The 13,942-nt window shown below is 68.9% G+C and carries 18 protein-coding genes; 8 read left to right on the top strand and 10 right to left on the bottom strand.

Translation table 11 applies throughout. From position 1 onward, the window contains the following. Positions 1-42 precede the first annotated feature (42 nt). On the top strand, positions 43-600 hold the full coding sequence (locus KXR53_RS03300; RefSeq protein ID WP_437373353.1) for a hypothetical protein: 558 nt from the start codon (positions 43-45) through the stop codon (positions 598-600). Beyond that, positions 597-1,883, top strand: coding sequence for a sensor histidine kinase (locus KXR53_RS03295; RefSeq protein ID WP_437373351.1), 1,287 nt, complete (start codon positions 597-599; stop codon positions 1,881-1,883). The genes KXR53_RS03300 and KXR53_RS03295 overlap by 4 nt, the downstream gene beginning before the upstream one ends. Positions 1,884-1,893: 10 nt before the next feature. Here the strand turns inward: KXR53_RS03295 and KXR53_RS03290 are convergent, their stop codons facing one another. The 3 genes from KXR53_RS03290 to KXR53_RS03280 all read right to left on the bottom strand — a co-directional run bounded on the left by KXR53_RS03290 (position 1,894) and on the right by KXR53_RS03280 (position 4,937). Beyond that, a complete protein-coding gene (locus KXR53_RS03290; RefSeq protein WP_437373349.1) occupies positions 1,894-2,454 on the bottom strand; it encodes a GNAT family N-acetyltransferase in 561 nt (186 codons plus the stop codon). A gap of 73 nt (positions 2,455-2,527) precedes the next feature. After that, the gene (locus KXR53_RS03285) at positions 2,528-3,622 is read right to left on the bottom strand and encodes an ABC transporter ATP-binding protein (RefSeq protein WP_437373347.1); all 1,095 of its coding nucleotides are present in this window, start codon (positions 3,620-3,622) and stop codon (positions 2,528-2,530) included. A 169-nt stretch (positions 3,623-3,791) separates the two neighbouring features. Then, on the bottom strand, positions 3,792-4,937 hold the full coding sequence (locus KXR53_RS03280; protein ID WP_437373345.1) for a trans-sulfuration enzyme family protein: 1,146 nt from the start codon (positions 4,935-4,937) through the stop codon (positions 3,792-3,794). Positions 4,938-5,026: 89 nt separating this feature from the next. Here KXR53_RS03280 and KXR53_RS03275 point away from each other — a divergent pair, with 89 nt between their 5' ends. The 5 genes from KXR53_RS03275 (at position 5,027) to cysW (ending at position 9,265) form a co-directional block, all read left to right on the top strand. Continuing rightward, a complete protein-coding gene (locus KXR53_RS03275) occupies positions 5,027-5,224 on the top strand; it encodes a DUF3553 domain-containing protein (RefSeq protein WP_437373344.1) in 198 nt (65 codons plus the stop codon). 216 nt (positions 5,225-5,440) lie between these two features. After that, a complete protein-coding gene (locus tag KXR53_RS03270; RefSeq protein ID WP_437373343.1) occupies positions 5,441-6,502 on the top strand; it encodes a sulfate/molybdate ABC transporter ATP-binding protein in 1,062 nt (353 codons plus the stop codon). A gap of 21 nt (positions 6,503-6,523) precedes the next feature. Beyond that, positions 6,524-7,525 (top strand): sulfate ABC transporter substrate-binding protein, encoded by a 1,002-nt coding sequence (locus KXR53_RS03265; RefSeq protein ID WP_437373341.1) that lies wholly within the window; start codon positions 6,524-6,526, stop codon positions 7,523-7,525. A gap of 2 nt (positions 7,526-7,527) precedes the next feature. Then, positions 7,528-8,382 carry a sulfate ABC transporter permease subunit CysT gene (cysT, locus tag KXR53_RS03260; protein WP_437373339.1) on the top strand — a complete coding sequence of 285 codons (855 nt, stop codon included), beginning with the start codon at positions 7,528-7,530 and terminating at the stop codon, positions 8,380-8,382. Then, on the top strand, positions 8,366-9,265 hold the full coding sequence (gene cysW, locus KXR53_RS03255) for a sulfate ABC transporter permease subunit CysW (RefSeq protein WP_437373337.1): 900 nt from the start codon (positions 8,366-8,368) through the stop codon (positions 9,263-9,265). The genes cysT and cysW overlap by 17 nt, the downstream gene beginning before the upstream one ends. 16 nt (positions 9,266-9,281) lie before the next feature. Here cysW and KXR53_RS03250 read toward each other — a convergent pair whose 3' ends face one another. The 6 genes from KXR53_RS03250 to KXR53_RS03225 all read right to left on the bottom strand — a co-directional run bounded on the left by KXR53_RS03250 (position 9,282) and on the right by KXR53_RS03225 (position 13,081). Continuing rightward, positions 9,282-9,581 carry a putative quinol monooxygenase gene (locus tag KXR53_RS03250; RefSeq protein WP_437373335.1) on the bottom strand — a complete coding sequence of 100 codons (300 nt, stop codon included), beginning with the start codon at positions 9,579-9,581 and terminating at the stop codon, positions 9,282-9,284. 61 nt (positions 9,582-9,642) lie between these two features. Next, a complete protein-coding gene (locus KXR53_RS03245) occupies positions 9,643-10,137 on the bottom strand; it encodes a RidA family protein (RefSeq protein ID WP_437373333.1) in 495 nt (164 codons plus the stop codon). Positions 10,138-10,163: 26 nt separating this feature from the next. Beyond that, positions 10,164-10,559, bottom strand: a complete 396-nt coding sequence (locus KXR53_RS03240) for a c-type cytochrome (protein WP_437373331.1) — start codon at positions 10,557-10,559, stop codon at positions 10,164-10,166. 32 nt (positions 10,560-10,591) lie between these two features. Continuing rightward, positions 10,592-12,190 carry a flavin monoamine oxidase family protein gene (locus KXR53_RS03235; RefSeq protein WP_437373329.1) on the bottom strand — a complete coding sequence of 533 codons (1,599 nt, stop codon included), beginning with the start codon at positions 12,188-12,190 and terminating at the stop codon, positions 10,592-10,594. 216 nt (positions 12,191-12,406) lie between these two features. Beyond that, the gene (locus tag KXR53_RS03230; RefSeq protein WP_437373327.1) at positions 12,407-12,916 is read right to left on the bottom strand and encodes an OsmC family protein; all 510 of its coding nucleotides are present in this window, start codon (positions 12,914-12,916) and stop codon (positions 12,407-12,409) included. Between the two features lie 9 nt (positions 12,917-12,925). After that, entirely contained in the window at positions 12,926-13,081 is a 156-nt protein-coding gene (locus KXR53_RS03225) for a hypothetical protein (RefSeq protein ID WP_437373325.1), read from the bottom strand. A 135-nt stretch (positions 13,082-13,216) separates the two neighbouring features. On the opposite strand from KXR53_RS03225, the gene KXR53_RS03220 reads away from it, so the two are divergent. Continuing rightward, entirely contained in the window at positions 13,217-13,603 is a 387-nt protein-coding gene (locus tag KXR53_RS03220; protein WP_437373323.1) for a nuclear transport factor 2 family protein, read from the top strand. Between the two features lie 13 nt (positions 13,604-13,616). Here KXR53_RS03220 and KXR53_RS03215 read toward each other — a convergent pair whose 3' ends face one another. After that, positions 13,617-13,934, bottom strand: a complete 318-nt coding sequence (locus tag KXR53_RS03215; protein WP_437373321.1) for a hypothetical protein — start codon at positions 13,932-13,934, stop codon at positions 13,617-13,619. Between the last annotated feature and the right edge of the window lie 8 nt (positions 13,935-13,942).

Below are 13,942 nucleotides of genomic sequence, written 5' to 3'. Positions count from 1 at the left end.
GGCGGTCCAGTCCGCCCGGCCGCTCTGGAATCGGCCACGCTGATGCTCCGCCTCCTCCGCATGGTGATGACCGCCGCCACCATGCTGGCCATCGCCTGCGGTGCAACCGCTGCCCCGGTCGGCTACGAGGATCCGCATATCCTCCGGATCGAGAGCTCGCCGGGCCAGGCGATCGCGACCTACACGCCGGAGCAGATCAAGGCCGACTTTCCGCAGCGGGTGATCGAGACCGGCACGCCGTGGAGCGAAGCCGGCGAGAGGATCCGCTACCGCGGCCCGGACCTCAAAGAGGTCCTGGCCCGAAGCGGTCTGGGCGACGCCGCCTCGATCGAGGTGTTCGCCTATGACGATTTCATCACCACTCTTCGGATGGACGAGATCACGGACTACCAGCCGATCCTCGCCATCGAACGGGCCTGCTCTCCGGCGGACCACAAGAGTGGCCGGTGCAAGGACGGCCAGGACTTCAGGCCGCTCGAACTGGCGGATTCCGGGCCCTATTCGATCATCTGGCCGCTCGACCAACTGCCCAAATCCTACGCGGCCGGACGCAACGCGATCTGGGTCTGGTTCGTGGTCGCGCTCAGGCCCGGCCAATGATGAAGCGCTGGCGACGCTGGCTGGACCTCGTGCCCTATCTCGGGCTGGTCGTCGCCATCCTGCTCGGCTCCTGGTCGTTCATGCGGTCCGAGCACTACCGCGAGGAGACCGACATCCTCCTCATGCAGTCCTATGAGGTGCAGTGGAGGGGCTCGCAGATCCGCGAGAGGCTGGCCAACATCGTCGGGCTGCTGCGGCTGTCGATGGCCACGGGCGAGCGCGAGCCGCAGCTGGCGCAGGAGGTCGGCCTGCTGCAGTTCAACATGGTCGCGCTGCGCAACCTGCAATACATCGACCATTTCCTCGACCCACAGGACTTCGCCCGGCTCGACCGCAGCATCCAGACGATCCGGACCCGGATCCTGCCGAATCTCGGCTCGACGACGAACGACCAGGAGACGCTGTCACTGCTGACCGATATCCAGCAGGACATGTTCCAGGTCTCGGGCACCACGGGCGCCCACAGCCGCACGCTGAACGAGACCGCGCATATCGCCGAGAACGCGCTGCGCAACATCGCGATCTTCGTGCTGGCGCTCGCGGCCGTCATCGTCGTCGGCGTGATCATCCATCAGCAGTCGATGATGGTCCGGCGGAAGGATCAGCAGATCCGCTCCTTCGCGTCGCTGTTCGCGCATATGACGCGGTCGCGGGTCGCGGCGCTGTCGCTGTTCATCAAGAGCCTGCGCGACGAGGAAGCCCCCGATCCGGAGATGGTCGCCGCGGCCACGCGGGCGGCGAAGGAACTCGACACCATCAATGACGGGCTGCTGAAGATCGCTTATTCCGCGAAGCCGACGCGGAACGTGGCGCTGCAGAGCATCCTGGACGCGCTGTCGCAGGACCATGAGGGGCGGATCCAGTTCGACGTCCCGGAGGAGGCGCGGGCGGCGCTGGTGGCGTCGCCGCAATTCCACCTGATCCTGGATGAGCTGATCCGCAATGCCGAGCAGGCGGTCGCCGCCGCCGGGAAGCCGGACCCGCAGGTCATCCTCCGCGCCCGCCTGACGCGGCGCTTCCCCTTCGGGCGCCGGCTGGTGCTCGAGGTGATCGACAATGGCGTCGGCATGGCGCCCGCCGTGCGCGCCAAGGCGGCGGAGCCGTTCTTCTCGATGCGGGCCGGCAGCCATGTCGGGCTCGGCCTGACCGGCTGCGCCGAGATGGTGAAGGCGCTGGGCGGCCGCTTCCGCATCGAATCCGCGGAAGGCCGCGGCACCTCGGTGCGGATCCTCTATCCGCTCCGCCGCAAGACGATGGGGAGCGGGGGACAGGCCCCGGCTTGACCGAGCGGCGTTAGCCGGACACTCGGCGCGCCCATTCCTCCTGCAGCATGGCGAAGATCAGCTCGTCGCCCCAGACGCCGTTGAAGCGATCGTTCTGGATCAGATGCGCCTCCTGCCGCATGCCGAGCCGCCGCAGCACGTTGATCGATCCGGTGTTCAGCGCGTCGCAGCGGGCGAAGATGCGGTGGAAGTCGAGCCGGCCGAAGCCGAGCGCGAGCATCGCCCGCGCCGCCTCGGTGGCGTAGCCGCGCCCGCCGGCCTCCGGCGCGAAGATGTAGCCGAGCTCGGCCTGCCGGGCCTCGCGGCTGACCCATTTCAGCAGCACCTCGCCGAGCAGGCCGCTGCCGCGGGCCTCGACCGCCAGCACCAGCTCGTCGCCCTCGCCTTCGAACTTCAGCGCGCCGATCCGCTCCAGCGCCGCTCGCGACTGCTCCGGGGTACGGGGATTCCGGTACAGGTAGCGGGCGACCTCCGGCAGGCGGTGATAGCCGTGAAAGGCCTCGAAGTCCTCCGGCACGAAGCGGCGGAGAATCAGCCTCTCGGTCTCGACCGGCACGATCGGATCCGGCATCGCAGCGTCCCTGGTGATTCGGGGAGAACGATCCGTCGTACTCCCGGGATACCGGGACACTCAATGATTTGGATCAGGCGGTCAGCGCCCGGCAGTCGGCGGCGGACCAGCCGACGGTCACCGCCTCGCCCAGCGCCAGGGCCGGGCGGCCGTCGGCGTTCGGCAGCTTGAGCACGAAATCGTCGCGGCCGAGCAGCGACAGCCGGGCACGCGTGTGGTCGCCATGGAAGATCAGCTCCTCGATCCGGGCCGGGAAGCGGTTCGGCCCGGCCTCGGCGCCGGGCGACAGGCGTACCCGCTCCGGCCGGATCGACAGGGTGGCCCGGGCGCCCTGCCCCGCGCGGCCGACCGGGGTCGCCAGGACCGTGCCGCCGCCGTCGACCGCGACCGTGCACTGCCCGTCCGCCAGCGCCTCGACCGTGCCGGCCAGGCGGTTGTTCTCGCCGATGAACTGGGCGACGAAGGCAGTCTCCGGCCGGTCGTAGAGGTCGTCCGGCGCGGCGAGCTGGTCAATCGCGCCGTCATGGAACACGGCGATGCGGTCCGACATGGTCAGCGCCTCGCCCTGGTCGTGGGTGACATAGACCACGGTGACGCCGAGCGAGCGGTGCAGATGCTTGATCTCGAGTTGCATGTGCTCGCGCAGCTGCTTGTCGAGCGCGCCGAGCGGCTCGTCCATCAGCACCAGGCGCGGTTCGAACACCAGCGCCCGGGCCAGCGCCACGCGCTGCTGCTGCCCGCCGGAGAGCTGCGCCGGCCGACGGCCGCCGAAGCCGGCCAGCTTGACCATATCGAGGGCGCGCTCGACCCGCCTCTCGGCCTCCGCCCCCCTGATCCCGCGCACGGTCAGCGGGAAGGCCACGTTCTCGCGCACGGTCATGTGCGGAAACAGGGCGTAGTTCTGGAACACCATGCCGATGTCGCGGCGCCAGGGCGGCAGCGCATCGATCGCCCGACCCTCCAGCAGGATGCGGCCACGGGTCGGCGTCTCGAAGCCGGCCAGCATCATCAGGGTCGTGGTCTTACCCGAGCCGGAGGGGCCGAGCAAGGTCAGGAACTCGCCTTTCCGGATCGCGAGGTCGAGCCCCCGCACCACCAGCGTCTCGCCGTCATAGGTCTTGGCCACGTCGACGAATTCGACGAAGGCCTCCGCGTCCCTGTCCGTCATGCCGTCCCTGTTCTTTTCGTTTCGCACCGGCTCGACGACACCTCTCAGCTGTCATTGCCGGGCTTGACCCAGCAATCCAGAAGGTCTCGACGATTTCTGGATGCCCGGGTCAAGCCCGGGCATGACAGAAGGAAGAAACGTTCGGGTCAAGCTTCGGCTTGCCGCAGCCCTATCCCGTCAACGCCTGCTCCAGATCCGCGATCAAGTCCTCGGCCGCCTCGATGCCGATCGACAGGCGCAGCAGGTCGTCGGGAACGGTGCCGTCCTCCTTCTCGATCGTGGCGCGGTGCTCGATCAGGCTCTCGACCCCGCCCAGCGAGGTGGCGCGGATGAAGATCCGGACACGGGAGACCGCGCGCAGGGCGGCGTCGCGGCCGCCGGCCAGGCGCAGCGACAGCATGCCGCCGAAGCCGCCCTCCATCTGCCGCGCCGCGACGGCATGGCCAGGAAAGCCGGGCAGGCCGGGGTAGCAGACCTGCGCCACCGCCGGATGACCGTCGAAATGCTCGGCGATGCGCTGGGCGTTGGCGCTGGCGGCGTGTACCCGCACGAACAGCGTGCGCATGCCGCGCAGCAGTAGCCAGGCCTCGAACGGCCCCAGCACCGGGCCGGCCAGGAAGCGGATCCGGCCGATCCGCTGCCACAGCGGCGTGTCCTGCGCCGTCACCACCGCGCCGGCGACCACGTCGGAATGGCCGTTCAGGTATTTGGTGGCGGAATGGACCACGAGGTCGGCGCCATGCGCGATCGGCCGGCACAGCGCCGGCGAGGCCGCGGTGTTGTCGACCGCCAGCAGCGCCCCGGCGGCATGGGCGATGGCGGCGGCCTTGGCGATGTCGGTGACCGACCAGATGGGGTTCGCCGGGGTCTCGACGAAAGCCAGCCTGGTCTGTCCCGGCCGGATCGCGGCGCGCAGGGCGTCGAGGTCGGTCGTGTCGACCATGTCGCAGGCGAGGCCCCAGGGCATCAGCACCTCGCGCAGCAGCTTGCCGGTGCCGAAATACATGTCGCGCGAGACCACGACATGGTCGCCCGGCGCCAGCGCCTGGAACAGGGCCGCGATCGCCGCCATGCCGGAGGCGAACAGCATCGCCCCTGCCCCGCCCTCCAGCCGCGCCAGCAGCGCCTCGGCCTGCAGATAGGTCGGGTTGTCGTCGCGGCTGTAGCCGCGGCCGCCGACCTGGGCATAGGCGGCGTCGCGGGCATAGGTGGACGACGGGTGGATCGGCGGCACTATCGCGCCGGTATCGCCGCAGAGATAGCCGTCGAGGCGGGCGGCGAGGGTTTCGGGACGGCAGGGCGGACGATCGTCCATGGGAACTCCGAGGTGCCTTCCGGGTGTAACCCCGCTGACGCGGCCCTGCAATCCGTGGCAACGTGCCGGGAGGTCGCGGGAGCACATCGATGATGATCGAGAATGGATTCGGGATTGATCTGGGATTGGCGCCCGGCATGTGGGTGCGGCACCCCGACCAGCCCGACTGGGGCCCGGGCCAGGTGCAATCGGTGATCGGCAACCGGATCACGGTGAATTTCGAGAACCGCGGCAAGGTGCTGATCGACGGCTCGGTGATCCAGCTGGAGCCGGCTGAGGACGAGTAACGAGCGGATCCCACCTTAACTGTCATGCCCGGGCTCGACCCGGGCATCCAGAGAACGTCGACACCCACCGGATTGCCGGGTCAGGCCCGACAATGACAGAATTCTTTCGTTCAACCTCATAGTCCTATGCCGAGAATCTCGGATTTTCCGCTGGCGCGCTTTCTACGCTCCGCTATGATGGAAGCTCTGTATTTACACTTCAAATGAGCAAAATCGATGCGCGTCGAGCTTCGCGGGATCGAGAAGCGGTTTCAGGAGTTCACCGCCCTGTCGGGGATCGGCCTCGACATCGAGGCGGGGCATCTCTGCGCCCTGCTCGGCCCCTCCGGCTCGGGCAAGACGACGCTGCTGCGCATCATCGCCGGGCTCGACCATGCCGATGCCGGCACCCTGAGGATCGGCGGCATCGACATGTCGGCGGTCGATGTCCGCGACCGCCAGGTTGGCTTCGTGTTTCAGCACTACGCCCTGTTCCGGCACATGGCGGTGCTGGACAATATCGGCTTCGGCCTGAAGGTGCGGCCGCGCCAGACAAGGCCGGACACCGAGGCGATCCGCGCCCGGGCGAAGGAGCTGCTGGCGCTGGTCCAGCTCGAGAAGTTCGGCGACCGCTATCCCGACCAGCTGTCCGGCGGTCAGCGCCAGCGCGTGGCCCTGGCCCGGGCGCTGGCGATCGAGCCGCGCATCCTGCTGCTGGACGAGCCCTTCGGCGCGCTCGACGCCCGGGTGCGCAAGGATCTGCGCCGCTGGCTGCGCGAGCTGCACCAGACGCTGAAGCTGACCACCGTCTTCGTCACCCACGACCAGGAGGAGGCGCTGGAGCTGGCCGACCAGGTGGTGGTGATGGATCACGGCCGGATCGAGCAGATCGGCAGCCCGGCCGAGGTCTATGAGCGGCCGGCCACACCCTTCGTCTACGAGTTCCTGGGCCAGGCCGTGCGCCTGCCCTGCCGGATCGGCCCCGACCGGGTCGATGTCGAGGGCGCGGTGCTGCCGCGCCCGGCCTCCTATGCCGGGCCAGAGGGCGAGGGCGAGATCTTCGTCCGGCCGCACGACCTGCTGCCGCATGACACTGCCGCGGATGCCTTCCCCGTCGCGGTCCGCGCCGTCAACGTCATCGGACCGCTGGTGCGGGTCGAGGCGGTGACGCAGCACGGCGCCATCCCGATCGACCTGGAATGGCACCGGCGCCAGCTTGCCGCCCGCCTGCCTGCCCCGGGCGAGACACTGCGCGTCGCCGCCGCCCAGTTCGGCCTGTTTCCGGCACGCGCGGCCTGACGGTTCTCCGTGGAGTTTCCGATGAAGCGTTCCCTCCTGGCGCTGGCGGTCGCGGCCGGCCTGTTCGGCGGCGGTGCCGCGGCGCAGGCCCAGACCACCATCCTCAACGCCTCCTTCGATGTCGGGCGCGAGCTCTATGCCGACATCAACCCGGCCTTCCAGAGCTACTGGAAGGACAAGGCCGGCCAGGAGGTGACGGTCGAGCAGTCGCATGCCGGCACCTCGAAGCAGGCGCGCTCGATCCTGGAGGGGCTGCAGGCCGATGTCGTGACCTTCAACCAGGCGACCGACATCACGGCGCTGGAGAAGGGCGGCGCGGTCAAGCCGGGCTGGCAGTCGGCCTTCCCGAACGGCGCCTCGCCCTACTATTCCTTCCCCGCCTTCCTGGTGCGGGCCGGCAATCCGAGGGGGATCAAGGACTGGGGCGACCTGGCGCGCGACGACGTGCAGGTCGTGTTCCCCAATCCGAAGACCTCCGGCAACGCCCGCTACACCTATCTCGCCGCCTATGCCTGGGCGCTGAAGGCCTATGGCGGCGACCAGGAGAAGGCCAAGGACTTCGTCAAGACCGTGCTGTCGCACGTCCCGGTGTTCGACACCGGCGGCCGCGGCGCCACCACCACCTTCGTCGAGCGCGAGACCGGCGACGTGCTGATCACCTTCGAGGCCGAGACCCGCGGCATCCAGAAGGAATACGGCGACGAGGGCTTCGAGGTGGTGGTGCCGCCGAGCAGCCTGAAGGCCGATTTCCCGGTGGCGGTGGTCGACCGGGTCGCCGATGCCCGCGGCACGGCGGAGCTGGCCAAGGGCTATCTCGATTTCCTGTACCAGCCGGCGGCGCAGGAGATCCTGGCCGAGCATTTCTACCGCCCGACCCTGGCCGAGATCGCGGCCAAGTATGCCGACCAGTTCCCGGCGGTGACGCTGGCCACGGTCGACGAGGTGTTCGGCGGCTGGGACAAGGTCAATGCCGAGCATTTCGCGTCCGGCGGCATCCTCGACACCGTGTTCGTGAACCGGTGAGCATGACCGCCGCCGCCTTCGCCGCCCCCCGCCCGGCCCGGCGCCGGGTGCTGCCCGGATTCCGGCTGACGCTGGGCTGCACGCTGGTCTACCTGGTGCTGATCGTGCTGCTGCCGCTCGCTGCCCTGGCGCTGAAGGCGGCCAGCCTGTCGCCGGCGGAGTTCCTGGCCATCGTCACCTCACCGCGCGCTCTCGCCAGCTACGAGGTGACGCTCGGCATGGCGCTGGCGGCGACGCTCTTCAACGGCGTCATCGGGCTGCTCTTGGCCTGGGTGCTGGTGCGCTACCGCTTTCCCGGCCGGCGGCTGCTCGACGCCATCGTCGACCTGCCCTTCGCCCTGCCGACCGCGGTGGCGGGCATCGCCCTGACCGCCCTCTTCGCCAGGAACGGCTGGTTCGGCGGCCCCCTGGCGGCGATCGGTATCCCGGTCGCCTACACCCCGCTCGGCATCGCCGTGGCCATGGCCTTCACCAGCCTGCCCTTCGTGGTGCGCAGCGTGCAGCCGGTGCTGGAGGACCTGGACCACGGCGTCGAGGAAGCGGCCCGTACACTGGGCGCCGGCGACTGGTCGACCCTGCGCCATGTCGTCTGGCCGGCGATCCTGCCCGCCTTCCTGGCCGGCTGCAGCCTGGCCTTCGCCCGGTCCCTGGGCGAGTTCGGCGCCGTGATCTTCATCGCCGGCAACCGGCCGATGCAGACCGAGATCGCCGCCCTGCTGGTCTTCATCCGGCTCGAGGAATACGACTACGCCGCCGCGGCGGCGCTGGCGGTGACCATCCTGGCCGCCGCCTTCGTCCTGCTGCTCACCACCAACCTGCTGCAAGCCCGGTTCCTGCGCCATGTCGATCGCCGTTGACAGCGCACTGCCGGCCGCGCAGGCCGCCCCGGCCGGAGCCCGCCCGCTGCGGTCGCCCCGCATCGGCGAGGGGCGCTGGACCCGCCGCATCCTGATCGGCCTCGCCCTGCTCGCCGCCGCGCTGGTGCTGGTGGCGCCGATCGCGGTGATCTTCGCCCAGGCCTTCTCCGCCGGCATCGGCGTCTTCGCCCGCAATATTGGCGAGCGCGAGACGCTGCACGCCATCGGCCTGACCGTGACCACGGCGCTGATCGTGGTGCCGGTCAACACCGTGTTCGGCATCATGGCCGCCTGGGCGATCGCCAAGTTCCAGTTCCGCGGCCGGCGTCTCCTGACCACGCTAGTCGAGATCCCGTTCTCGATCTCGCCGATCGTGGCCGGCGTCGTGTACCTGTTCCTCTACGGCGCCAACGGCCTGTTCGGCCCCTGGCTGCAGGCGCACGACATCCGGATCATGTTCACCCCCGTGGCGATCGTGCTGGTCAGCCTGTTCGTCACCTCGCCCTATGTGGCGCGCGAGCTGATCCCGCTGATGCAGGCGCAGGGGCGCGAGGAGGAGGAAGCGGCGGCGACGCTGGGCGCCAACGGGTTCCAGACCTTCTTCCGCGTCACCCTGCCGAACATCAAATGGGCGCTGCTGTACGGTGTGGTGCTGTGCAACGCCCGGGTGATGGGCGAGTTCGGCGCCGTCTCGGTCGTCTCCGGCCATATCCGCGGCCAGACCAATACGCTGCCGCTGCAGATCGAGCTGCTGTACAACGACTACAATGCCGTCGGCGCCTTCGCCGCGGCCTCGACTTTGGCCCTGCTGGCGCTGGTGACCCTCGCGGCCAAGGCGCTGGTGGAGCGCCACAGCCGCAGGACGGGCCGGCCGGGGCATTGAGGCCGGCCGGTCGGCCTCAGGCCGGCGTCAGCACATGGATGGCGCGGCCGGCGACCAGATCCCTGGTGCGCTCGCCATAGGCGACCATATGCGGGGCGACCGAATGCGCCTTCAGCGCCGCCGGGCTCTCCCACTTCTCAACCACGACGAAGGTGTCGTCGCCGAAACGGTCGGGGCTGCCATCGGCATCCACCGCCGGGCCGTATTCGATGCAGCCCGGCTCGGCATGGACCTCGGGGATGATCTTGCGGAACTCCTCCAGCAGAGCGGCGCGCTTGCCGGGCTTGGCGGTGATCAGGGCGATGACATGGATCACGTCGGGACTCCGTCGTTTTGTCCGATCTTATCGCCCTGAAACGCCCGACCGCCAGCCCCGGCTACGGCCGGACCGCCGTGACCTCGATCTCGACCAGGTAACCGGGATTGGCCAGCGCCGCCACCTGCATGGCCGAGCGGGCCGGCAGGTTCGGCTGCTCCGCCGTGCCATAGAACTGGCGGTAGCCCTCCATGAATCCGGCGAAATCCATCTTGCCCTCCTTGGCCGGGTCGCCGACCAGGAAGACCTGCATCTTCACCACATCGCCGAGGCCGAGACCCAGATCCTTCAGCGTCTTCTCGATCGATTGGAGCACCGCGACGGTCTGGGTCCTGGTGTCGCCATAGGCCGCGACCGTGTTCTTCGCCGCACTGGGATCGGCGACCGGCGGCACCGCGCCGCTGACATAGACGGTGGTCTTGCCGGCTGGGATCTCCACCGCCCGGGCGATGGGAAAATCGGAATTCGGGATCTTGTGGCGGATCACGTCCTGCGCCGCGGCCGGGCCGGCCGCCAGCAGTGCCGCTAGGCCGATGGCCATCATCGTATTGTTCACTGACTTCTCCCCCTCGAGCGTGCGGGTCAGTTGCGGGCGTCGGCCACGTCCTGGGCCGTCACCGGATCCGTGTAGGCGTTGCCGAAATGGGTGCGCAGATAGTTCACCACCGCGGCCACCTGGTCGTCGCTCATCATCTTGCCGATCGGGGGCATCCCCTTCAGGCCGTGAAGCACGACATAGACCGGATAGGCCCCGGCCTCGAGATTCGCGTTCCTGACCAGGGCCGGATAGTGGCCGGCGCCGGCCGCCCCCTGCCCTGCCGTCATGTGACACGCCTGGCAGACATTGGCGAACAGCGCGGCGCCGTCGGTTTCGGCGAAGGTCGCGGCCGGGCTGAGCATCGGCAACGGGGCGTCCTGGGCGCCAGCCACAGCGGGCAGCAGGGCGAACAGGATCGCGGCCGCGGGACGGAGGGTCATGGCGGGGTTCCTCATCGACAGGCGGAAGGCGGTCATGCGGCGATCACCCGGCGGTGCAGCCGCTCGATCGCGTCCAGCGCCGAGAGGATCGCCCCCTCCTGCCAGGCCGGGATGTAGGAGGCGTGCTCGCCGGCCAGCACGATGCGGCCGTCGATCTGGCACAGGTTGTCGTAGTGCTGCGCCCGCGCCTCGTCGGTCCAGTCCCCGGCGCAGCCCAGGGTGAAGGGCACCCGGTGCCAGGCCACGGAGATCCCGGTCTCGAACTCCGTCTCGTATTGCGGATGGATCTGCTTGCCGTATTCGACCGCGCGGCGCACCCTCTCGGCCGGGTCCATGGCGGTGAACTCGTAGGAGTTCGGGCCGTTCCAGCTGTAGGCGCCGAGCAGCACACCCTTGCCGCCGAGATTGTAGCCGGTGCTGGGGTAGGAGATCTGGCGGATCGGCAGGTCGGTGTAGCTGATGCCGCCGTAGATCGCCTCGTCCTCCTCCCAGAAGCGGCGCTTGAACTGCAATCCTACCTTGACCGAGGAGGCGTAAGGCACGGCCTCGATCGCCGCCTGCATCTTCGGCCCGACATTGATCGGGATCTGGCTCAGGACCGTCAGCGGGATGGTGCAGACGCACCAGTCGGCCTTGGCCTGCAGCGCGCTGCCGGGGCTCTTGGTGTCCTCATAGGTCACGGTGACTCCGCCCTCGCCCTGCTGGATGCGGGTCACCTTCGAGTTGCAGCGAATGAGATCGCCAAGCTGCTTGGCGAAAGCTTTGCCGATCATGTCCATGCCGCCGACCGGCTGGAACATGGTGGTCTGGAACTCGTAGAGGGCGAAGCTCTGAAGGCTGCGCCACAGCCGCGAGGAGAGGATGTCGGAGAGGCCGATCGGCTCCCCCGGCACCGGCGCGGCTCCTAGCCCGCCGCCGGCATCCTTGGCGTAGCCGCGGAACTCGGCCGAGATCTCGCCGGCCTTGTAGGCGTAGTCCTTGTCGAGGGCGCCCCAGGACTTCAGCGCCTGCAGCAGGATCTCGCGATCCTCCTTCGACACTGCCTCGTCCAGCTTGCCCTGCTGCGTCGCCTTGGCCAGCAGCTCGGAGACATGGCCCTGGAAGTCGGTCTTGATCTCGCGGATGCGCTGCGGCTTGCCGCCGAAAGCCTTGCTGTTGTGCAGAAAGGCGTTGTGGTTGAGCTGCTGGAACGGCTCCAGCGCCACGCCCAGGCGCCGGCAATAGGCCAGCACGCCGTGGTGATGGTACGGGATGCGCCAAGGACCGGGATTGAGGTACAGCCCCTCGTCGAACTGGCAGGTCTGGGTGGCGCCGCCCAGCTCCGCGTATCGGTCGCCGCCGCGCAGGGTCCAGTTCCGCCCGCCCGGCCGGTCGTTGAACTCCAGCAGCTGGACCTTGTAGCCGGCCTGGCGCAGCTCCAGCGCCGCGGTCAGCCCGGCGAGGCCGGCGCCGAGCACCAGCACCGAGGCGCCCCTGGGGTCTCCGCTGAGATCGACCGGTCCCTTGTAGCCGGACTCCACCGCCAGGCCGAGGCTGGTCATCGCCTGGTACATGGTGGCGCTCCCCGCCGCCATCCCGATCAGCGACAGCAGGCCGCGGCGGCTGACGCCCTCTCCCTGTTCCTCTTCCATCGGTTCTGCCCCTTCGACAGTCGCGGCGGAGCGATCCGGCCGCGGATGACGACAGCAGCAAGAACGATGCCAGAACGGGAAGACCGCGTCTCCGGCGCCGCGGGGGCCGATTGGGTTCCTATCCGGTGCCGAAGCAAGGGGCACCGGATCAGACAAATATTAGGCAGTCTTCAATTCAGGAATTCGCCTTGAATTTTCGGCAAATCAACTAAGGATTCAAGCATTCGTCAGCTCGACCGAGAACTCGGCCGGCTGGCGCAGCGTCTGGTAGACGACGCAGTAGCGCTCGGTCAGCTTCAGCAGGGTGGCGCGCTGCTCTTCTATCAGGTCGCCTTCGACCGCGAAGCGCAGGCGGATGGCGCGGAAGCCGACCGGAGCCTCCTTGGCCACGCCGAGCGTGCCGCGGAAGTCGAGGTCGCCTTCGGCCGAGACCGTGCCGCCGGTGATCGGCAGGTTCAGCGCCGTCGCCACCGCCTTCAGCGTCACCCCGGCGCAGGCCACCAGCGCCTCCAGCAGCATGTCGCCCGAGCACAGCGACAGGCCGTCGCCGCCGGTCGCCGGGTGCAGCCCGGCCTCGGCCAAGGCGCGGCCGGTCTCGACTTTGCAGGTCACCCCCTCCTCGCCCAGCCGGCCCTTGGCGCGCAGGGTGATCAGGGCAGCGTCCGGCGCCTCGCGATACTTGTCCTTCAGCGGCGCCTGCAGGGCGCGCAGCGTCTCGGCATCCATTGTCGTCTCTCAGATCGTGACCGGGACGGCCGAAGCCCGGGCCCCTGCGGCGCCCGCATCGCGGCCGGCCGCCGCGTCGCGCGGCGGCGCCAGCGAGGATAGCACGGCTTCGCGCAGCCGCAGCAGCTCCGGCGCCCCGTCCCGCTCCGCCCGCGGCACCGGCACTGCAACGCGCTGATTGGGAATCTGCTATCTCAAACGGCTGAATTTACGAATATGATCTGTTCATAATAGGCCACTCGACAGCGGGCAGCCGCTTCGGCATAATGAACAAATTGGGAACAAATTTACCGAAATACCATGGACGACCATATCGTCGCCGCCCTGTGGCGCGCCTTCGATGCGCGCGACTGGGCCAGCGCCCTGGGTCTGCTGTCCGATGACTTCGTGGCGGATTGGCCGCAGACCTGCGAGCGCATCCGTGGCGCTGACGCCTTCATCGCCCTGAACGCCAACTACCCCGGCCGCTGGCGCTGCCATCTGCAGGAGCTGATCCCGGCGGGCGAGCGGGCGGTCTCCCGCGTGCTGATCACCAACGGCAACGATATCGTGCATGCGGTCTCGCTGTACCGCCTGCGCGACGGCCAGATCGCGGAGGCGGTGGAGGTGTTCGCGGATGCGGGCGAGCCGCCCTACGACCGCAGCCGCTGGACCGAGCGCTACGACCTGAGGCTGCCGACTGGCTGAGACCACGCTGTGCTCAGCAAGCCACCGTCAGCTCGACATACTCCGCCCGCATCGGGTTATCGCGCGGGGTGACCGAGGTCACCTTGCAGGCCGACACCTGCTCGATCGCCTTGCGTTCGGCGGCGCGGACTTTCGCCCGGGATGGGGCGATCAGGCTCGGGCCTACCAGCCAGGCCCCCCAGCTCGACTCCGTCAGCCGGGTCACGCCGATATCGAGGCCGTTCACCATCACCGTCCGCGACAATACGGCGGGCGGCTCGCTCGGCGGCGGCGGCTTCTGTGCACAGCCGAGAAGCGCCAGCGCAGCAAGCGCCGGGAGACCGTATCTCACCTGAACCC

Source organism: Inquilinus limosus (genome assembly GCF_051487185.1).
GTDB lineage: Bacteria > Pseudomonadota > Alphaproteobacteria > DSM-16000 > Inquilinaceae > Inquilinus > Inquilinus limosus_F.
The sequence above is the reverse complement of the archived record's forward strand: the minus strand, read 5'-3'. Positions and strand labels throughout refer to the sequence as shown.